This window comes from Serratia sp. LACPHL-BACT-2024-00286, from assembly GCF_043109535.1.
Classification (GTDB): domain Bacteria; phylum Pseudomonadota; class Gammaproteobacteria; order Enterobacterales; family Enterobacteriaceae; genus Serratia; species Serratia sarumanii.
On record NZ_JBICNA010000010.1, the window covers coordinates 37,950 to 58,169 of the forward strand.

At 57.7% G+C, this 20,220-nt stretch carries 20 protein-coding genes and 1 tRNA gene; 14 read left to right on the forward strand and 7 right to left on the reverse strand.

What is annotated here, in order from left to right; genetic code table 11:
* Positions 1-78 precede the first annotated feature (78 nt).
* From ACF8MC_RS23065 to ACF8MC_RS23110, 10 genes are all read left to right on the forward strand, one after another.
* Complete coding sequence (locus tag ACF8MC_RS23065) at positions 79-627, forward strand: fimbrial protein (RefSeq protein WP_049194491.1); 549 nt, start codon at positions 79-81, stop codon at positions 625-627.
* 89 nt (positions 628-716) lie between these two features.
* Positions 717-1,259, forward strand: coding sequence for a fimbrial protein (locus ACF8MC_RS23070; RefSeq protein ID WP_053091686.1), 543 nt, complete (start codon positions 717-719; stop codon positions 1,257-1,259).
* A gap of 46 nt (positions 1,260-1,305) precedes the next feature.
* A complete protein-coding gene (locus ACF8MC_RS23075) occupies positions 1,306-3,846 on the forward strand; it encodes an outer membrane usher protein (RefSeq protein WP_164040427.1) in 2,541 nt (846 codons plus the stop codon).
* 17 nt (positions 3,847-3,863) lie between these two features.
* Positions 3,864-4,616: a fimbria/pilus periplasmic chaperone gene (locus ACF8MC_RS23080; RefSeq protein ID WP_049194503.1), complete on the forward strand. Its 753-nt coding sequence runs from the start codon at positions 3,864-3,866 to the stop codon at positions 4,614-4,616.
* A gap of 27 nt (positions 4,617-4,643) precedes the next feature.
* Positions 4,644-5,300: a fimbrial protein gene (locus ACF8MC_RS23085; RefSeq protein ID WP_049194495.1), complete on the forward strand. Its 657-nt coding sequence runs from the start codon at positions 4,644-4,646 to the stop codon at positions 5,298-5,300.
* 49 nt (positions 5,301-5,349) lie between these two features.
* On the forward strand, positions 5,350-5,841 hold the full coding sequence (locus tag ACF8MC_RS23090) for a fimbrial protein (RefSeq protein WP_239504675.1): 492 nt from the start codon (positions 5,350-5,352) through the stop codon (positions 5,839-5,841).
* A 14-nt stretch (positions 5,842-5,855) separates the two neighbouring features.
* Positions 5,856-6,338 (forward strand): fimbrial protein, encoded by a 483-nt coding sequence (locus ACF8MC_RS23095; protein WP_192839560.1) that lies wholly within the window; start codon positions 5,856-5,858, stop codon positions 6,336-6,338.
* A gap of 10 nt (positions 6,339-6,348) precedes the next feature.
* Entirely contained in the window at positions 6,349-6,876 is a 528-nt protein-coding gene (locus ACF8MC_RS23100) for a fimbrial protein (RefSeq protein WP_164040429.1), read from the forward strand.
* A gap of 153 nt (positions 6,877-7,029) precedes the next feature.
* Positions 7,030-7,854 carry a hypothetical protein gene (locus ACF8MC_RS23105; RefSeq protein WP_164040431.1) on the forward strand — a complete coding sequence of 275 codons (825 nt, stop codon included), beginning with the start codon at positions 7,030-7,032 and terminating at the stop codon, positions 7,852-7,854.
* A 123-nt stretch (positions 7,855-7,977) separates the two neighbouring features.
* Positions 7,978-8,526, forward strand: a complete 549-nt coding sequence (locus ACF8MC_RS23110) for a LuxR family transcriptional regulator (RefSeq protein WP_164040433.1) — start codon at positions 7,978-7,980, stop codon at positions 8,524-8,526.
* Between the two features lie 1,089 nt (positions 8,527-9,615).
* Here the strand turns inward: ACF8MC_RS23110 and ACF8MC_RS23115 are convergent.
* From ACF8MC_RS23115 to aspA, 6 genes are all read right to left on the reverse strand, one after another.
* Positions 9,616-9,691: transfer RNA gene (locus ACF8MC_RS23115), tRNA-Phe, on the reverse strand.
* A 160-nt stretch (positions 9,692-9,851) separates the two neighbouring features.
* Positions 9,852-10,427: a transcriptional regulator gene (locus ACF8MC_RS23120; RefSeq protein WP_016929381.1), complete on the reverse strand. Its 576-nt coding sequence runs from the start codon at positions 10,425-10,427 to the stop codon at positions 9,852-9,854.
* A gap of 39 nt (positions 10,428-10,466) precedes the next feature.
* The gene (locus tag ACF8MC_RS23125) at positions 10,467-12,191 is read right to left on the reverse strand and encodes a protein-disulfide reductase DsbD (protein WP_164105463.1); all 1,725 of its coding nucleotides are present in this window, start codon (positions 12,189-12,191) and stop codon (positions 10,467-10,469) included.
* Positions 12,167-12,490 carry a divalent cation tolerance protein CutA gene (cutA, locus tag ACF8MC_RS23130; protein WP_131164174.1) on the reverse strand — a complete coding sequence of 108 codons (324 nt, stop codon included), beginning with the start codon at positions 12,488-12,490 and terminating at the stop codon, positions 12,167-12,169. Before cutA ends, ACF8MC_RS23125 begins: the two co-directional genes overlap by 25 nt.
* 109 nt (positions 12,491-12,599) lie before the next feature.
* The gene (locus ACF8MC_RS23135) at positions 12,600-13,901 is read right to left on the reverse strand and encodes an anaerobic C4-dicarboxylate transporter (RefSeq protein WP_041037552.1); all 1,302 of its coding nucleotides are present in this window, start codon (positions 13,899-13,901) and stop codon (positions 12,600-12,602) included.
* Between the two features lie 125 nt (positions 13,902-14,026).
* Positions 14,027-15,463 carry an aspartate ammonia-lyase gene (gene aspA / locus ACF8MC_RS23140; protein ID WP_004929659.1) on the reverse strand — a complete coding sequence of 479 codons (1,437 nt, stop codon included), beginning with the start codon at positions 15,461-15,463 and terminating at the stop codon, positions 14,027-14,029.
* 369 nt (positions 15,464-15,832) lie between these two features.
* Between aspA and ACF8MC_RS23145 the strand changes: the two genes are divergently transcribed.
* The 4 genes from ACF8MC_RS23145 to ACF8MC_RS23160 all read left to right on the forward strand — a co-directional run bounded on the left by ACF8MC_RS23145 (position 15,833) and on the right by ACF8MC_RS23160 (position 19,083).
* Complete coding sequence (locus tag ACF8MC_RS23145) at positions 15,833-16,321, forward strand: FxsA family protein (protein WP_033636764.1); 489 nt, start codon at positions 15,833-15,835, stop codon at positions 16,319-16,321.
* 189 nt (positions 16,322-16,510) lie between these two features.
* Positions 16,511-16,804, forward strand: a complete 294-nt coding sequence (locus ACF8MC_RS23150) for a co-chaperone GroES (RefSeq protein WP_004929661.1) — start codon at positions 16,511-16,513, stop codon at positions 16,802-16,804.
* A gap of 44 nt (positions 16,805-16,848) precedes the next feature.
* The gene (groL, locus tag ACF8MC_RS23155; RefSeq protein WP_004929662.1) at positions 16,849-18,495 is read left to right on the forward strand and encodes a chaperonin GroEL; all 1,647 of its coding nucleotides are present in this window, start codon (positions 16,849-16,851) and stop codon (positions 18,493-18,495) included.
* A gap of 243 nt (positions 18,496-18,738) precedes the next feature.
* Entirely contained in the window at positions 18,739-19,083 is a 345-nt protein-coding gene (locus ACF8MC_RS23160; RefSeq protein WP_025305007.1) for a DUF4156 domain-containing protein, read from the forward strand.
* A gap of 82 nt (positions 19,084-19,165) precedes the next feature.
* Here ACF8MC_RS23160 and epmB read toward each other — a convergent pair whose 3' ends face one another.
* Positions 19,166-20,194, reverse strand: a complete 1,029-nt coding sequence (epmB, locus tag ACF8MC_RS23165; RefSeq protein ID WP_164105461.1) for an EF-P beta-lysylation protein EpmB — start codon at positions 20,192-20,194, stop codon at positions 19,166-19,168.
* Between the last annotated feature and the right edge of the window lie 26 nt (positions 20,195-20,220).

The window sequence follows — 20,220 nt, forward strand, 5'->3', positions numbered from 1 at the left end:
TATATCTGAAGCATTGATTGCGTGACGCTTATGGATTTAATTGACTCCACTGCTTACTAAGGAATGTAAGGGATTTTTATGAAACTGAATAAAATTATGCTGGCCGCCGCAATGGCTTTGGGTGTTTCTTCTCTGGCACACGCCGCCGATCAGGGCCACGGTAAAGTGACCTTCAGCGGTTCTATTATTGATGCACCATGCTCGATCGCTCCTGAGTCCATCGATCAGACCGTTGAGCTGGGCGCGATCTCTAACGTAGCGCTGAAAAACGGCGGAAAATCTACCCCGCGTAACTTCCAAATCAAACTGGAAAACTGTGATTTGATTGTGGATGAGAAAGATCCTTCGAAAAATAACAACACCGTCGCTCTGACCTTCACCGGTGCTACCTCTGCAGCAGATGCAAACCTGCTGGGCATTACCGGCACAGCTAAAGGCGCGGGTATTGCCATCACTGACGGTTCCGGTGCTGATATTAAACTGGGCAAGCCGACTAAAGCACAAACACTGCAGAATGGTGCCAACACCCTGAGCTTCGCCGCTTATTTGCAGGGTAGCACCGTCGCTGATGCTGTTGTGCCTGGTGAGTTCCAGTCCGTTGCCGACTTTACCTTGGCTTACCAGTAATCGTCATCTGACGAACTACGTGTGATTATGAGCATGCGGGATAACCCGCATGCTATTTACCTGAATCCGTTATTTCTTAAGGGATGAGAATGGAATTTTTGGGTAAAGGAATGAAGGCGGCTTGCCTATTGCCGTTACTGGTTTTCTTTACGGGGGATGCTATTTCTGCTGTGCAGGGACAGGGGCGCGTCAATATGCAAGGGGCCATTATTGATACAGCTTGTGCTATAGCAACGGAGAGCCGTGAGCAAACAATTGATATGGAGGTCATTCCGGTATCGGATATTGCTCGAGATGGGAAAGGAAGATATGTGCCTTTCAGCATAGAATTAATTAACTGTATTCTAACGCGCTCAGATAAAAAGCTGCCTGATTGGCGTCAATTTCAAGTGACGTTCGACGGTAATGTGGATGGTGACATGTTTGGCATTCATGGCGATGCCTCAGGTGTCGCACTCGTGATTACGGATATGTTTGGGAATGTTGCCATACCGGGTAAACCTTTACCGTTGGCAGATATTCTGCTGGGGAACCAGATGCTGAATTACGGCATAACGTTGATGGCCAATAAAAAAACATTAAAGCCGGGAAGCTATTTTTCATCAGTGAGATTCAAAATGGATTATTACTGACTCGGCTGTTCATTTCAGGGAAGTTATTAAATAAAAGGTTTGGAACATGATGTTTTTGCCTGCTGGTAAGCCGTTTCGTTTGCATATTTTGAGCGCTTGTGTGGCCTTAGTGCTTGGCAGCCTAATGGCTGATGCCGGTGCGGTGGAAGAAATCCAGTTCAACACCGACGTGTTGGACGTAAACGATCGCAAAAACATCGATCTCAGCCAGTTCTCTCGCGGTGGCTACATCATGCCGGGTCGTTACAGCATGCTGGTGCATCTAAATAAGAGCGATCTGCCGGAGCAGCAGGTGCCGTTTTATGCCCCGGACGACGATCCGAACGGCAGTCGCGCTTGTTTGTCGCCGGACCTGGTGGCGCAGTTAGGTTTAAAGGCCGGTTTGACGAAGCAACTGACCTGGTGGCACCAGAATCAATGTCTGGACGAAGCCAGCCTGAAGGGGATGGAAGTGCGTGGCGATCTGGCTACGTCGGCTTTGTATCTCAGCATTCCACAAGCTTACTTGGAGTACAGTTCTGAGGATTGGGATCCGCCGTCGCGCTGGGATGAGGGGATTCCGGGACTGTTGCTTGATTACAATCTTAATGCTCAGACGCAACACCAATTGCAGGCTGGCTCACGTGGTTACAGCGTGAGTGGCAACGGCACGGCGGGCGTTAATCTGGGTGCCTGGCGATTACGTACCGATTGGCAGGGGAGCCTCAACCATCAAACGGGCTCTGGTATGCCGACGGACAAACGTTTGGACTGGAGCCGCTACTACGCCTACCGGGCGCTGCCGGCGCTGCGCTCAAAATTGACGTTAGGCGAGGACTATCTGGACTCCGGGCTGTTTGACAGCTTCCGTTTCGGCGGCATGAGCCTGCGTTCCGACGACAACATGCTGCCGCCCAACCTGCGCGGCTATGCACCGGAAGTGGTGGGGGTGGCGAAGAGCAACGCCAAGGTGACCATCAGCCAGCAGGGCCGAGTGTTGTACGAGACCCAGGTCGCGGCCGGCCCATTCCGCATTCAGGACATCAACGACGCGGTGTCCGGCGAGCTGGATGTGAAGGTGGAAGAGCAGGACGGCAGCGTGCAGGCGTTCAAGATGAACACCGCCAGCATTCCTTATCTGACGCGACCCGGCTCGGTGCGCTATAAGCTGGCGATGGGCAAGCCGTCGGATATGGATCACCGCTACCACGGCCCCATGTTCGGCACCGGCGAATTTTCCTGGGGGGTGAGCAATGGCTGGTCTCTGTACGGCGGCGCGCTGCTGGGCGGCGACTATAACGCGCTGGCGCTGGGCATCGGCCGTGACCTGATGTTACTGGGGGCGCTGTCGTTCGATGTGACCCAGTCGCGCGCCAAATTGCCGCAGGAGAATGAGGCGTTGAGCGGCGGTTCGTATCGCCTCAGCTACTCGAAGAGTTTCGACGAGCTGGATAGTCAGGTGACCTTTGCCGGCTACCGCTTCTCGGAACAGAACTTTATGAGCATGGGCGAGTTTCTGGATGCGCGTGAATACGGGCGGCGCTTCGGCAACAGCAAAGAGATGTATACCATCAGCTATAACCAGCAGTTGCGGGATCTGGGGCTGAGTGCATACCTCAACTATAACCACCAAACCTACTGGGATCGGCCGGCCAACGATCGCTACAACCTGACGATGGCGCGCTATTTCGATATCGGCCGTTTTAAAAGCCTGAGCCTGTCGCTGTCGGCCTATCGCAACCGTTACAACGATGTGAATGACGACGGCATGTATGTCTCGCTGTCGGTGCCTTGGGGCGGGAGTGGCAGCCTGAGCTACAACGCGACGCTGAACCGCAACGACATAACCAACCGTGCGGGCTACTACGACCGGATCGATGAACGCAGCAACTACCAGATCAGCGTCGGCAATGCGCGTAGCGGGATGAATATGAGCGGTTATTACAACCGCGACGGCGATATGGCACGCGTGAGCGCCAACGCCAGCTATCAGCAGGATCGCTACCGCGCAATGGGCTTTTCCGCGCAGGGCGGCATGACGCTGACGGTGGAAGGCGGGGCATTGCACCGCATAGGCATGCCGGGTGGCACCCGGTTGCTGCTGGATACCGAAGGGGTGGCCGGGGTGCCGGTGCGCGGCTACGGCAGTGCCGTGGCGACCAACCGCTGGGGCAAGGCGGTGGTGGCGGACGTCAACAGTTACTACCGCAACAAGGCCAGTATCGATCTGAACGCGCTGAGTGATAACGCCGAAGCCACCAAATCGGTGGTGCAGGCGACGCTGACCGAGGGGGCTATTGGTTACCGCAAGTTTGCGGTGATCGCCGGGGAGAAGGCGATGGCGGTAATCAAACTGGCGGACGGTAGCGAACCGCCGTTCGGCGCCACGGTGCTGAACGCACGCGAGCAGGAGACCGGCATCGTCAACGACGGCGGCAGCGTCTACCTGAGCGGCATCAACGCCGGCGAGCGCATGACGGTGCGCTGGGGCGGCACGGCGCAGTGCGAGGTGCAGATGCCGACGCCGCTGCCGCAGGAGATGCTGACGACCAATTTACTGCTGCCGTGCCGGGCGCTAAGTGCGGGCGACGGCGGCAACGAACACTGAATTGAGGAGTTTTTATGATGAGCACACGTAACGTTATCGGCCTACTGGCCACCACTTCGTTGCTGGCCGGGGCGCTGGCCCCGACGGCGCACGCCGCCATCGCGTTGGATCGCACCAGGGTGATTTTCGACGGCAGCGTGCAGTCGGTGAGCCTGAGCGTCAGCAACCAGAACAAGCAGCTGCCGTATCTGGCGCAGGGCTGGCTGGAAGACGAGCAGGGCAACAAGATCCAGAGCCCGCTGACGGTGCTACCGCCGGTGCAGCGCATCGAGCCGGGCAAGCCGAGCCAGGTGAAGATCCAGGCGTTGCCGGCGGCGAAGATGCTGCCGCAGGACCGCGAGACGCTGTACTACTTCAACCTGCGCGAGATCCCGCCGAAGAGTAACAAGCCGAACTCGCTGCAGATTGCCCTGCAGACGCGCATCAAGCTGTTCTACCGCCCGGCGGCGATCGCCCCGGAGCGCAACGCGGCGCCGTGGCAGGAGCAGCTGACGCTGACCAAACAGGGCGATAAATACGTAGTGAACAACCCGACGCCGTATTACGTCACTATCGTCGACGGTGCGAGTCGCAAAGGCGTGGGAGGCGCTAAGGACTTTGAACCGTTTATGGTGCCGCCAAGAGGCACAGCCCCGCTGACGGTGAGCGCAGCCAGCCTGGGCGGCAGCCCGGTGCTGACCTATATCAACGACTACGGTGGCCGGCCACAGCTGACCTTTAACTGCAACGGCAGCAGTTGCAGCGTGGTGCCGGAGAAAGCCAAGCCGTAGCGGCAGCGCCGCGCGAAGGAGAAAAACATGGCAAGGAAAGAGACAGGGCTGCGTGATTGGAGCTATGCACACAGCGAATTGCGTTACTACATTGCCTTGAGCGGTCTGGCGCTGATGGCGCCGTTGAGTCTGGCGGCGATGCTATGGCTGCTACCTGCCTCACAGGCGGCGGATAACTGGGACGTGGAGGGCGCCAACGGCGTGCTGTATATCGAAGGGGCGCTGACCGAAAGCGCCTGCCGGTTGGAGATGGACAGCGCGCGCCAGGATATTCGCCTGGGGGACGTGTCGACCGGGCGGCTGGCGCAGGTGGGCGATCGCGGCGTGCCGGTGGCATTTGAACTGCGGCTGCGTGATTGCCTGCGTAGTCCGGCGGTCAGCCGGGATGAACGTACTGGCGCGCTAAGCTGGGCGCATGACCAACCGGCGGTGCGGGTGGCCTTCCACGCCCCGGCTGACGCCGATAACCCGCAGTTGGTGAAGGCGCAGGGCGTCTCCGGTCTGGGCCTGAGGTTATTGGATGCCCAGGGCCGGGACGTTCGGTTGGGTAGCCGTGGTATGCCGCTGTGGCTGACGCCAGGCAGCGACGTGCTGAACTACAGCGTAGCGCCGGAACGCACTGTGGCACCGCTGCGCGCCGGCAGCTATCGCGCCATGGTGGATTTTAGTTTGAGTTATGACTGACGGCGGGTGAAAGCCGGCGCAGCGCCAACAACCCATATGGAGTGACGGGGTGAAAACAGGAAACGGAATACAGCGGCTGCTTGCGGCAGCGGTTATGGGATGCATCACGCTGCCGGTGACGGCGGCGACGACTGTGACCGTGAGCGTAACCGTGTTGGCGCCATTGCCTTGCGTGATCAACGGCGGCAAACCGATCGAGGTGGATTTTGGCAATGAAGTATTGACCACGCGAATCGACGGCAGCAATTACCTCACGCCAATAAATTACTCCCTGAGCTGCACGGGGCAGGCGAGAAACAGCATGAAGCTGCAGATAGCGGGCAATGGCGCAGGGTTTAACGGGCAGCTGTTGCAAACCAGCGTGAACGGTTTGGGGATTGCGCTGCTGCGCGGTGATTCCCGTATCCCATTGAACAGCTGGCAAAACTTTACGTACCCGAATGTGCCGGAGTTGAAAGCGGTGCCGATAAAACAGGCCGGCGTTCAGCTACCGACCGGTGAGTTCACGGCATCCGCCACCATGCGCGCGGATTACCAATGAAGCGGGGAGTGAAGATGAAACAGGCGGCTATCGTTCTGCTGTTGGCCTTTGGCCAACAGAGTCTGGCGGCGGAGGATACTGCGATGCGTTTTCGCGGCACGCTGCGCGCACCACCGCCTTGCACCATCAATGACGGCGGCACGGTGGCGGTGGATTTTGGTCAGCGGGTGGGGGTCAGTAAAGTTGATGGTGTCAACTATCGGCAGCAGGTGGATTATCTTATCAGCTGCGATTCGCCGGGGGTGCGGCCGTGGGAAATGATGCTGTCCTTGAAGGGGACGGCCACCGCCTTTGATCGGGCGGCGGTACAAACCGATAAAACCGATCTCGGCATTCGTCTTTATCAGAATGATACGCCCTTTGTGCTCAACACCAGCTTCAAGATTGATCCCGGCAACCCGCCGCGCCTGGAGGCTGTGCCGGTCGCCAAACCGGGGGCCGTTCTGAAAGAAGGGGCGTTTGTGGCGACGGCGACGCTGCAGGTCGATTACCAGTGAGGGGGCGAAAATGAAACAACGGATCGTGATGGGATTAGCGCTGGCGCTGTGTTGCCTGCCGCCGTTGGCCGGCGCGGCGGATAATCTGCGATTTAGCGGCGCACTGGTGGCGGAACCCTGTGTGATCCCACCGGGACAGGAGACGATAGCGCTGGATTTCGGCAACGTGGTGGATAAATACCTGTACCTGAATCAGCGAACGCCGGGCGTGCCGTTTGCCATTACCCTGGCGGACTGCGATCTCAGCTTGGGTAAAACGGTTACCGTGACCCTGAGCGGCAAGGAGAGCGCCGCTTTGCCGGGGCTGCTGGCGCCGGCGGCGGGCAGCCAGGCCGCTGGCATCGCTATCGGGCTGGAGAGTGCGGCGGGCGAAGCGTTGCCGGTGAATCGCCCCGGCGGCAAAGTGCGCTTGTCTTCAGGCAGCAACAATATTCGGCTGCAGGCGTATGTGCAGGGAGAACCCGACGCTATTGCCAAAAAGGCACTGGTACGCGGCGTATTTAACGCAGTGGCGACGTTTAGTTTGGAGTACGAGTGAGCCTGCCGTTGTTTGATATAAAAATGGCGGTAGTGAGATATTAACCAACGATGTTTTTAGTTTAATACGCCATACGCCGCTATGGGCGATTGTATTGCAGCGACGGTTATTTTGGTGAGTCTGGCAAAAAATGAAACTTAAAAGGAGAAGGGTTTGTTAAAATTTTTTTTAATCGCCATTTTATGGGTTATTTCTGCCGGTTCTTATGCAACGATAACTCTTGAGTGGACGTTGTCAGACTCGGGCGCCTTGTCATATATAGTGACAGCGGCAGAGCCGAGGCCGTTAGACCCCGACGGCATTTTAAAGTGCGGCACTTTTTTACAGTCACCGCAGTGTTATGTCAGGTCGCGTATTGGTTTTCCAGGTGATACGGTTTCAAAGGATTATATTCAAATTAAAGGGGATCAGAGGTTCAGCACGGTAGTTTCCACCTGGGTAGCGTCGGGCCCCAAGGGCTATATCGGTAATTGGTCCTATCTTGTGGAGAAAAACGGCGGCGTCGCGCCCTGCATCGTATTCGATTTGAACTCCGATTCAAGGGGGGGAGTCGGCGCTGTGGGAACCTTTGGGCATACCTGTACAGGCACGGCCACTCCACCGCCAATAAAGCCACCGCCGCCACCGCTGTCCTGCTATCTGATGAACAATATTGTTTTACAGCATGGCACCTTGGCGGCAGATGAGGTGACCGGCCATCGGGCCCAGACGACGGCCCGCGTTTATTGTACCGGCGCCGCCAGAGTGAGGCTGAAGGTATTATCCTACCAGGGCGGAGAAGATTATAACGTGAAGTTGCGTTCAGACGGCATCCTGGTTTCCTTATTAAGTATCAATGGAACCTCTGGCTCAGCATTGTTGGACGTTCCGGCCATTGGGGGAAAAGAAGTGACGTTTTCATCGTTATTGCTTGCCTATGCCCCGTTATCGTCAGGAAGTTTTTCGGGCTCGGCGGTGGCGGTAGTTGAAGTTATTTAAATGACCCGCATGAATTGGTGTTTTTAATTTTCACGTTAACGATCACGCCATTTATCTTTGTGAGGGTGGTTATGATGAAACCTAATAAGGTTCTATAGGTTTTATATGTGCTGAGAGGGCGAAATGAAAACAATAAATATTGTTATAGATGATGAGAATCGTTATTTCGCGGCGGGGCTGGAGCAAAGCATCGGTGAGTATGCGCTAACCCATCAGAAGACCGTGAATTTTTTAAGGCCGGATGCCGAAATACAAGCGGATATGGTGATCGTTTCCTCTCGCCGGCGTGCTCAGCGTTGGCGGAGAAGTAGCGTTACCCGTGCGATGACGCCGGTTGTGACTATCAAGGAAAGAACGATAACGCCGTTGCGGGAAGCGCCACAGGTGCTGTATCGAACTGACAGTCAGCATCGTTTGTTTGAGCTGCTGACTGAAACGCTGAATGGCACCGGCGCAGCCTGTTTGCGTGAGCGCCACGCGCTGACGCTTCGAGAGCGGCAAGTGATGAGCTATTTACGGCGTGGGTTCGATCAATCGCAAACCGCCCGGGTGCTGGGCGTAAGCGTAAAAACGGTGCATAGCCACAAGCGCTCGGTGATGAGTAAAATGATGCTGAGACGGTCTCACGACTTTATTTATTGGCTGATTTCTCATGAGGGAGAATATTCCTAACCGTGATGAGGGATGTTTTGTTTTTTATTTTTGCTATATTTTTATCTCTGTCTGGGTTTTATTTTTATAATTAAATTTGCATTGTGAATGTTTTTTATTTATCTATTGGTTTTACATATTACAAGTCTGCTCAAGGTGCGTTATTTCATTGACTCTCGTCTACGCGACGCTGCCAACTTGTGTGTATGTTGGCTTAAACTGCGCTGGAAACAGCAGTGTCGGGGTATGTCTGAACGGTAACGATCAACGTGTGGGACAATGAATAGGGGAAAGTAACGGTGCCGAAAAACCGAAAGAAAAGAGAAGGATGAGACGTAGAATTCCATTTTTCTGCAGCCGTTATGAAAAGTATGCCGCCATCTGTCAGTAGTCATTATTCATATTAAAAAGCAGGGATGCCTCTCTGCTTTTTTTGTGATCCTGGTCGGAGAGTGCTATGGATTCAGTTCTAAAGATAACTTTGGGGAATAATACCAGTCCGGTATCTGGCTAGGTGGTTTTTTAGAAATAAAGCGCGCCAATAAGCGTTGCCAAAGGAAGGTACAGTGAGTTTATTTTTTCTGGCGATATTACTGTTTTGCTTGAGTGTGTTTTCATTTTTTATGCATGCGAAACGTATGAAAAAAAGGCGTTTGATGCTACAGGGAGAGATGGTTGACAGAACGATGCGACGGTGGCTGTGGGGCTAATTGCAATCACCGAGCGGCTCGATGACGAGTCCGTATCTCGGAAAGCAAAAAACCAGCCATAGGCAGGGTTCTCTAAATAGGGCGACCGGACTCGGACAACCGGCGCTGGCGCCGTGTTGAACAACGCTTCAGCGCTGGCCCGCAGGGTGAGGCCTTTGGCCGAATAATCGAACGCAGTTCGATGGAGAGTCCTGGCCCTGAAAAGCAAAAACCCGCCTTTTGGGCGGGTTCTTCTAAATAGGGCGACCGGACTCGGACAACCGGCGCTGGCGCCGTGTTGAACAGCGCTTCAGCGCTGGCCCGAAGGGTGAGGCCTTTGGCCGAATAATCGAACGTAGTTCGATGGAGAGTCCTGTCCCTGAAAAGCAAAAACCCGCCTTTTGGGCGGGTTCTCTAAATATGGTGCCCGGACTCGGAATCGAACCAAGGACACGGGGATTTTCAATCCCCTGCTCTACCGACTGAGCTATCCGGGCAACGGGCAGCATTAAACCGTATTGGCCGATGGCCGTCAACGGCTTTATGCATGAAAGGCGTTAAAACGCGTCCGGTTGCTGGCTTTTCAGGCAAAGGGCGCAAAAATTGCGCCTGCTGTGGCTATCGCCTTGGGCTGGCGGCGCCGTAAGCGCGGCTCGCCTAGCTCAGCGCCCCATTGCGGCGGCACTGCGCCACCTGCAAGATATCTTCCGCCAGCCGTTTGGCGACCGATACGTCCTGGAGCTGGCGTTTTACCAGCAGTTTGCTCAGGCAGCCTTCCTGAATCAATTCCATTTGCTGCGCCACCATGTCGGCGTCGTCGGCGTCCATTTCGCGCAGCAGTTCGCGGGTCAGCTCCAGCGAGGTCAGCTTTTGCTGCTCCGCCAGCTGATGGATCGGATGATCCGTTTCCGGGAAGAAGCTGCAGGCGGCGATAAACAGGCAGCCGGGATAGCGGTCTTGCTGCACGTATTCCGCCAGCACGTCATAGCGCGCCAGCAGTTTTTGCTGCGGGCTCAGGTTTTCGTCCAACAGCAGCTGGCGGCGCCAGGTGTCGATCTGTTGGCCGTGGTAGCGCAGGCAGTCGTACAGCAGCGCTTCGCGATCCGGCCAGAACCGTTTGAGATCGCCGGGCTGAACGTCGAGTTTTTCCGCCAGCATCTCTAATGTGGCGGTCGCCAGGCCCTGTTGTTCCAACAGGCCCAGCGCGGTATCAAGGACGTGTTCACGTTGCACTTGTGCTTCCTCCCATTCGCTTCCGATCTTCAGTGTCAGTTATCGCATCACTTTCTGCAAATGCGCGTTGAAGGCTTCTGCCTTCATAAAACCGGTGACCCGCTGGGCCGTCAGCTCCTGGCCAGCCGGATCGAAGAACAGGATCGTCGGCAACCCCAGCACCTGCAGGTGCTTCAGCAGCGCCGACTGTTCCGCACCGTTGGCGGTCACATCCGCCTGCAGCAGCACCGCGTTGGCCAGGCTCGCCTGCACCGCCGCATCGCTGAAGGTGTATTTTTCGAACTCTTTACAGGCTACGCACCAGTCGGCGTACAGGTCCAGCATCACCGGTTTGCCCCGCGCCTGTTGCAGCGCCAGATCTAATTGCTCGACGTTGTTGATGCGGGTAAAAGTCAGATGCGGCTGAGCTGCCTGCTGCGCCTGATCGGCGCCGAAGGCCCAGTCCTGCAACGGCCGCGCGGCGATCACCGCCGCCGCCAGCAGAAGCAGCTGCAGGGCGCGCGTCCATCCGCGCGCGCTTCTCAGGCTCAGAGCGAAGGCCCAGCCGAAGAACGCCAGGCCGAGCAGGCTCCACAGGCGCTGGCCCCACAGATCGCCGATCACCCGCTCCAGCAGGAACACCGGCAGCGCCAGAATGACGAAGCCGAAGGCCTCTTTCACGTACTGCATCCACGGGCCGCTGCGCGGCAGCAGGCGGTTGCCGAACAGGGTGACGATCACCAGCGGAATGCCCATCCCCAGCGCGTACAGGTACAGCGTGCCGCCGCCGGCCCACAGGTTACCGCTCTGGGCGATATACAGCAGGATGGCACTGAGCGGCGCGGTGGTGCAGGGCGAGCAAATCAGCCCGGCCAGGGCGCCCATCAGGAACACGCCGGTCAGCGAGCCGCCGCGCTGGGTGTTGCTCCAGTTCGCCAGCCGGGTTTGCAGCGCCGAGGGCAGCTGCAGGGAATAGAGGCCGAACATCGACAGCGCCAGCGCGATAAACAGCACCGACAGGCCGATCAGCACGTAAGGGTGCTGCAGCGCCGCCTGGAACTGCAGGCCGGCGGCGGCCACCACCAGCCCCAGCAGGGTGTAGGTGAGCGCCATGCCCTGCACGTAAACCACCGCCAGCGCCAGAATGCGGCCGCTGCTTTGCGGCCGGTCGCGGCCGAGGATGATGCCGGAGATCAGCGGGTACATCGGCAGCACGCACGGGGTGAAGGCGATGCCGATGCCGATCAGCAGCGCCCACAGCGGCGAGAACGGCAGGCTGGCCGGCGTAGCGGGCTGTTCGGTTGGTGCGGTGTCAACCGCCGGGAGCGGGGCGGCCGCGCCGGCGCTGACCGCGTCCAGCGGGATGATGCGGGTTTCCGGCGGATAGCAGAAGCCGGCCTCGGCGCAGCCCTGATAGGTGACGCTGAGGCTGGCGTTGGCCGCCGCCTGTTGCAGCGGCACCTGCAGATTCAGCTGCTGTTTGAAAATCGCCACTTCGCCGAAGAACTCGTCCTTGTGGCTCAGCCCTTCGGGCAGGGTAAAGGCGCCGAGCGTCGCCTGCTGCGGCACCAGTTTGATCTGCTGGCGATACAGGTAGTAGCCGGGGCGGATCTGCCAGTTCAGCGTCACCTGGCTGCCTTGCTGTTTGAAATCGAAGGCGAAGGCCTGATCGACAGGCACGAACTGGCTGCCGCCCTTCGGCGCGAACAGCGAAGCCTGCGCCGCCTGCGGCAGGAAGAACAGGCTGCACAGCAGCAAAATCAGTTTAAGGAAGCGTTGATCCATAACAGGTAGTCTTTATCTCCGGCCATCACCGGCAGCACCAGCAGCTCGGGCGTCTGGTAGGGGTGATGTTGTTTCAGGGTGTCGAGCAGGGCCTGCTGACGGCGGCGATCGCTTTTGAACAGCATCTGCACTTCGTATTCCTGTTCCAGTTTCCCTTCCCAGTAATACAGCGAGGTGGCGCCGGGCAGCAGCGTGGCGCAGGCCGCCAGCTTATCGCCCAGGATCCGCGCCGCCAGTTCCTGGGCGCTGGCTTCATCGGGTGCGGTACAGAGTATGACGACAGCTTCGCAATCAGACATCTTCAGCCCTCTCATCGGTTCGAATGGGCACTATACCCTGAAGGCGGATTGGCTAGAAGGCGAGTTTATCGCCAGAAGGAAAACCGGGGCCGCAGCCCCGGTCGGAGCGTTACAGCATGATGCTGCCGAGCAGGAAGCCGAATACCACGGCGAAAATCACGCCCATGGTGCCGGGAATGAAGAACGGGTGGTTGAACACGAAGCGGCCGATGCGCGTGGTGCCGGTATCGTCCATCTGCACCGCGGCGACCAGCGTTGGGTAGGTCGGCAGGATGAACAGGCCGGAGACGGCGGCGAAGGAGGCGACGGCGGTCAGCGGCGACACGTTCAGCGCCAGCGCCATCGGCATCAGCGCCTTGGCGGTAGCGGCCTGCGAGTACAGCAGCGCCGAGCAGAAGAAGAAGATCACCGCCAGCAGCCACGGGTGCGCCTGAATGACGCTGCCGGCCGTCTCTTTGATCCAGTCGATGTTGGCCTGCACGAAGGTATCGCCCAGCCAGGCGACGCCGAGGATACAGATACAGGCGCTCATGCCGGCCTTAAAGGTGCTGGAGTTCAGCACCATGTCGGTGTCGACGCGGCACAGCAGGGTGGTCAGCGTGGCGACGCTCAGCATGATGATCAGGATGGCGTTGGTGGTGTTCATCAGCGGCTTGGCCACCAGGCCAAGACCCGGGCTGTTGATGATGGCGTAAGCCACTACGCACAGCACGCCCAGCAGGAACAGCAGCACCGAGGCTTTGGCGCGCGGTTTGATCTCCAGCGCGTTGTTGCCGCGCAGGGTGATCAGGCCTTCTTCCAGGCGTTTCAGGTACACCGGGTCGTTAGACAGCTTGGAGTCGAACAGCCAGGTCACCAGCAGCGACATCACCAACACGGCGCAGAAGGTGGACGGGATCACCACCATCAGCAGGTGCAGGTAGCTGACGCCGTGGCCTTCCATCACCGAAGACATGTACACCACCGCGGCGGAGATCGGCGAGGCGGTGATGGCGATCTGGGCGGACACCACGGCGGTCGACAGCGGCCGGCAAGGCTTGATGCCCTGTTCTTTCGCCACTTCGGCGATCACCGGCAGCGCCGAGAGCGAGATGTTGCCGGTGCCGGCGAAGATGGTCAGGAAGTAGGTGACGATAGGGGCGAGAATGGTGATGTGCTTGGGGTTCTTGCGCAGCAGCTTTTCGGTCTGCTGCACCAGGTAATCCATCCCCCCGGCGACCTGCATGGCGGAGATCGCCGCGATCACCGCCATGATGATGGAAATCACGTCGAAGGGAATGCTGCCCGGCTTGACGCCGATCAGCGCCAGGACCAGAACGCCCAATCCCCCCGCGAACCCGATACCGATACCGCCCAACCTGGCCCCTAAAAAGATGGCCAGCAGAACGATAACCAATTCTACGGCTAGCATAGTGTTTACTCCTTAAAATGAGAGAAATTGAAAATCAAACGTTAAAATTTTGTGGGCGCCGGAAAGTAAAAAGGCACGCTATCCAGAGGATTTAGCGTGCCTTTCAGGGCTACCGGGTAGGTCTGTTATTGTTCATTTTCATCCGTATAGCGTTTGGCTTTATAGGCCGGGTGCATCAGGTTCTCCACGGAGAAGATGTCATCCAGCTCGGCTTCGGTCAGCAGGCCGCGTTCCAGCACCACTTCACGCACGCTCTTGCCGGTTTCGGCGCAGATCTTCCCGACGATGTCACCGTTATGGTGGCCGATGAACGGGTTCAGATAGGTGACGATACCGATCGAGTTGAAGACGTAGTGTTCGCAGACTTCTTTATTCGCGGTGATGCCGTTAATGCATTTTTCCAGCAGGTTGTAGCAGGCGTTGGTCAGGATATGGATCGACTCGAACATCGCCTGGCCGATCACCGGCTCCATCACGTTCAGCTGCAGCTGGCCCGCTTCGGCCGCCATGGTAACGCAAGTATCGTTGCCAATCACCTTGAAACACACCTGATTGACCACTTCCGGCACTACCGGGTTCACTTTGGCCGGCATGATGGACGACCCCGCCTGCAGCTCAGGCAGGTTGATTTCGTTCAGGCCGGCGCGCGGGCCGGAGGAGAGCAGGCGCAGGTCGTTGCAGATTTTGGACAGTTTCACCGCCAGGCGTTTGAGCGCGCTGTGCACCATCACGTAGGCGCCGCAGTCGGAGGTGGCCTCGATCAGGTCTTCCGCCGGCACCACCGGCAGGCCGCTGACTTCCGCCAGTTTTTGCACCGCCAGCGGCTGATAGCCTTCCGGGGTGTTGAGCGCGGTGCCGATGGCGGTGGCGCCCAGGTTCACTTCCAGCAGCAGCTCCGCGGTGCGGTGCAGGTTGCGGGTCTCTTCGTTCAGCAGCACGCTGAAGGCATGGAATTCCTGGCCGAGGGTCATCGGTACCGCGTCCTGCAGCTGGGTGCGGCCCATTTTCAGGATGGTTTCGAACTCTTTCGCCTTGCGGTCGAAGCCTTCGCGCAGCTGGTTGATGGCGTCGATCAGCTTCTGGTTGGAGGCGTACACCGCGATGCGGAACCCGGTCGGGTAGGCGTCGTTGGTGGACTGGCACTTATTGAGGTGATCGTTCGGGTTCAGGTACTGGTATTCGCCTTTTTGGTGGCCCATCAGCTCCAGGCCGATGTTCGCCAGCACTTCGTTGGTGTTCATGTTCAGCGAGGTGCCTGCGCCGCCCTGGAACACGTCCACCGGGAACTGATCCATGCACTTGCCTTTATCCAGTACCTCGTCGCAGGCCTGGATGATCACGTCGGCGATTTTGCGCGGGATGGTTTTGAGTTCTTTGTTGGCCATCGCCGCGGCCTTTTTCACCATCACCATGCCGCGAACGAACTCGGGGACATCGCTGATTTTGCTGTTGCTGATGTAGAAGTTTTCAATCGCACGCAGAGTGTGGACTCCGTAGTAAGCGTCTGCGGGGACTTCACGTGTTCCTAACAGGTCTTCTTCGATACGAATGTTGTTTGACATGAGAACCTTCTCTATGTGTTGCTGCCGAATTAATAATGTGTCAGGTCAAGGCTAATAAGGGCACAGCCTAAATTAATGTTGCCGAAGGCTTGGGGCGTGAAACGATTAACCAAATCGCCCGTTGCTGCCCAGATCATATGCTGGTTGGTAAGAAATGACTGAATCCAGATCACCTTATGGTGTTTAAGGATATGCCCTTTTCCGGTTCTGTGACTTCTTTCACGTTTGTGAACTTTAGCAATAAAAACCGGCTCTCGGTTGAAATGGTGGGGGGATGCCCTCATTGTAATGGTGTCGGCCGTTTACGGCCTCTTTTTTCGCGCCGTCGCCCCGTGGCGGCCGCGCTTTACCTACCGATAGGAGAACCAGGTGCGCTGGTTACCGCTACTGCTGATATTTCTGCTGGCTTACATAGAAATATCCATCTTTATCAAAGTCGCCGCCGTGCTCGGCGTGGCTGTCACCCTGCTGCTGGTGGTGTTCAGCTCCTGCGTCGGCATTTCGCTGGTGCGCAATCAGGGCATGAAAACCTTCGTGCAGATGCAGCAAAAACTGGCGGCCGGCGAAAGCCCGGCGGCGGAAATGGTGAAAAGCGTTTCGCTGGTGCTGGCGGGCTTCCTGCTGCTGATCCCGGGCTTCTTCACCGACTTCCTCGGCCTGTTGCTGCTGCTGCCGCCGGTGCAAAAAACGCTGACGCTGAAGCTGATGCCGCATCTGTCGGTTTATCGCCCCGGCGGTTGGACGGGCGGTGACGCCGCCAACGGCAACACCTTCGACGGCGAATTCCAGCGCAAGGACGACGAACGCTCGGTGCTGGAACACCGCCCGGACGAGGAGCGCAAGCCTCACGATCGTTAAGCAAACGCGGCTCAGGCCGCGTTTTTTCTCTCTGTAGCACCCGCGCGGCCAAAAATGCGAAATTTTTTTCGTTAGCCCCCTTGAAGGGGGCTGGAACGCCCCCATCTCAAATGCCACGAGGCCGGTAATAACAACCATCCGGTGTACAACCCTAAATCTGATAGAGACCTTCTTACAGGAGAGCGTTCAATGAGTATTCGTCCATTGCATGACCGCGTTATCGTCAAGCGCAAAGAAGTTGAATCAAAATCTGCTGGCGGCATCGTCCTGACTGGCTCTGCTGCGGGCAAATCCACTCGCGGTGAAGTGGTTGCAGTGGGTAAAGGGCGTGTGCTGGAAAACGGCAACATCCAACCGCTGGATGTGAAAGTTGGCGATATCGTGATTTTCAACGACGGCTACGGCGTGAAAGCAGAGAAGATCGACAATGAAGAAGTGTTGATCATGTCCGAAAGCGACATTCTGGCAATTGTTGAAGCGTAATTGCGCTTTATCTTCTGAACTGAACGAGTTGAAGGGAAATACCAATGGCAGCTAAAGACGTAAAATTCGGCAATGACGCTCGCGTGAAAATGCTCCGCGGCGTGAATGTTCTCGCTGATGCAGTAAAAGTGACCCTGGGCCCGAAAGGCCGCAACGTAGTGCTGGATAAATCTTTCGGCGCACCGACCATCACCAAAGACGGCGTTTCCGTTGCGCGTGAAATCGAACTGGAAGACAAGTTCGAGAACATGGGTGCACAGATGGTGAAAGAAGTGGCCTCCAAAGCGAACGACGCGGCGGGCGACGGCACCACCACGGCAACCGTACTGGCTCAATCCATCATCACCGAAGGCCTGAAAGCGGTTGCTGCAGGCATGAACCCGATGGATCTGAAGCGCGGCATCGACAAAGCGGTTGTCGCCGCGGTTGAAGAACTGAAGAAACTGTCCGTACCTTGCTCCGATTCCAAAGCTATCGCTCAGGTAGGCACCATCTCCGCCAACTCCGACGAAACCGTGGGTAAACTGATCGCGGAAGCGATGGAGAAAGTGGGCAAAGAAGGCGTTATCACCGTTGAAGAAGGCACCGGCCTGCAAGACGAGTTGGACGTGGTTGAAGGTATGCAGTTCGACCGCGGTTACCTGTCCCCATACTTCATCAACAAGCCGGAAACCGGTTCTGTTGAGCTGGAAAGCCCGTTCATCCTGCTGGCTGACAAAAAGATCTCCAACATCCGCGAAATGCTGCCGGTGCTGGAAGCCGTTGCCAAAGCAGGCAAGCCGCTGCTGATCATCGCTGAAGACGTTGAAGGCGAAGCGCTGGCGACCCTGGTGGTCAACACCATGCGCGGCATCGTGAAAGTGGCTGCCGTTAAGGCGCCTGGCTTCGGCGACCGCCGTAAAGCCATGCTGCAGGACATCGCAACCCTGACTGCCGGTACCGTTATCTCTGAAGAGATCGGTCTGGAGCTGGAAAAAGCCACCCTGGAAGACCTGGGCCAGGCAAAACGCGTTGTGATCAACAAAGACACCACCATCATCATCGATGGCGTGGGCGACGAAGCGACCATCCAGGGCCGCGTTGCTCAGATCCGTCAGCAGATCGAAGAAGCGACCTCTGACTACGATCGTGAAAAACTGCAGGAGCGCGTAGCGAAACTGGCCGGCGGCGTTGCCGTTATCAAGGTTGGCGCAGCGACTGAAGTTGAAATGAAAGAGAAGAAAGCCCGCGTTGAAGACGCCCTGCACGCGACCCGCGCCGCAGTGGAAGAAGGCGTGGTTGCCGGCGGTGGCGTAGCGCTGATCCGCGTTGCAGGCAAAATCGCCGCGCTGAAAGGCGACAACGAAGACCAGAACGTGGGTATCAAAGTTGCGCTGCGCGCAATGGAAGCCCCTCTGCGTCAGATCGTGGTGAACGCCGGTGAAGAAGCTTCCGTTATCGCCAACCAGGTGAAAGCGGGCGAAGGCAGCTACGGCTACAACGCTTACTCCGAAGAATACGGCGACATGATCGCGATGGGTATCCTGGATCCGACCAAAGTGACCCGTTCTGCTCTGCAGTACGCGGCTTCCGTGGCTGGCCTGATGATCACCACCGAATGCATGGTCACCGACCTGCCGAAGGCTGACGCACCTGATCTGGGCGCAGCAGGCGGCATGGGCGGCATGGGCGGTATGGGCGGCATGATGTAATCATCCCCCACACGCTGGTGTGCTGAGAACCCCGGTCAAACGACCGGGGTTTTTTTATGCCTGCGCGCCGCCGCACTGTATTTGATGATATTTTTGCCGCCGGGGGCGATTTAGCTGGTAAACTGTTAAGTCATCAGCTGTCGCTCAAGACGTTGGCCCGCTCGCGTGGCAACGGATGCTTAAGAGATGGCATCGCTTTCTGATAAGCTTTTGCGTAATTCTCAACATCGAATGGGGAACAAGATGCGGATTAAAGCCTTACTGGGTCTCTCGGCAGCGATGCTGCTGGCGGGTTGCAGCACCACTCATGAACTGACCGCTGCGGGTCAGCAGATCAAGTTCACCGACAGCAAGCCGGCGGCGGAATGCCAGCTGCTGGGGGAAGTGACCGGCACCCAGAGCAACTGGCTGTCCGGCAACGGCGGTGAAGGCAGCTCCATGCGCGGTGCGGCCAACGATCTGCGCAACAAGGCGGCGGCCATGGGCGGCAACGTGATCTACGGCGCCAACAGCCCGAGCCAGAATCTGCTCTCCAGCTTCGCACCGCTGGACAGCAAAATGGTCGGTCAGGTTTACAAGTGCCCGTAAGGCGCTGAGGCCGCAGCCGCAAAGAGATAAAAAAAGAGGAATGCCACGGCATTCCTCTTTTCGTTGCGGCATTTGGCGCACGTCACTCCTGCATCAGGCGCAGATCGATCGGCGTTTTGCTCGATTCGCCGCCCACTTCGCGCGTCAGGCGCGGCACCAGATAACCGGACACCTTGCTCAGCAGCGCCTGCATGATGGCGCGCGCTTCATCGTCGCTGACCATGAAGTGCGCCGCGCCCTGCACCTTGTCCAGCACGTGGATGTAGTAAGGCAGGATACCGGCGTCGAACAGCGCGTTGCTGAGCGCCGCCAGCGTGTCGGCATCGTCGTTGACGTCGCGCAGCAGCACGCTCTGGTTGAGCAGCGTGACGCCGGCGAGACGCAGCTGCGCCATGGCGCTTTGCAGATCGCGGTCAATTTCGTTGGCGTGGTTGATGTGCGTGACCATCAGCACCTGCAGGCGCGAGGCCGATAGCAGGCGGCACAGCGCCGGCGTGATGCGCGCCGGGATCACCACCGGCAGACGGGTGTGAATGCGCAGGCGTTTCAGGTGCGGGATGGCCTCCAGCTCGCCGACCAGCCACTCCAGCTCGCTGTCTTTGGCCATCAGCGGATCGCCGCCGGAAAAAATGATCTCGTCCAGTTCCGGATGTTGGCGGATATAATCCAGCGCCTGCCGCCAGTTGTTCTTGTTGCCCTGATTATCCTGATAGGGGAAGTGGCGGCGGAAGCAGTAACGGCAGTTGACCGCACAGCCGCCCTTGACCAGCAGCAGCGCGCGATTGCGGTATTTGTGCAGCAGGCCCGGCACCACGCTGCGCTGCTCATCGAGCGGATCGGTGGTGAACCCTGGGGCGTTGATGAACTCCTCTCTGGCGGTCAGCACCTGGCGCAGCAGCGGGTCGTTGGCATCGCCGGGGCGCATGCGCGCAGCGAAGGCGCGCGGCACGCGCAGGGCGAACAGCCGGCGGGCATCGCGCCCCTGCGGCAGTTCCGGGTGCGTATTCAGTGACAAAAGCTGCAGTAATTCATCTGGATCGGTAATAACATCGGCGAGTTGATGCAACCAATCTTCTCTATGTGCCGTACTTTGGGTTATAATGTGTGCCATTTTTTTGGCTAAGCTACCAGTTCAAA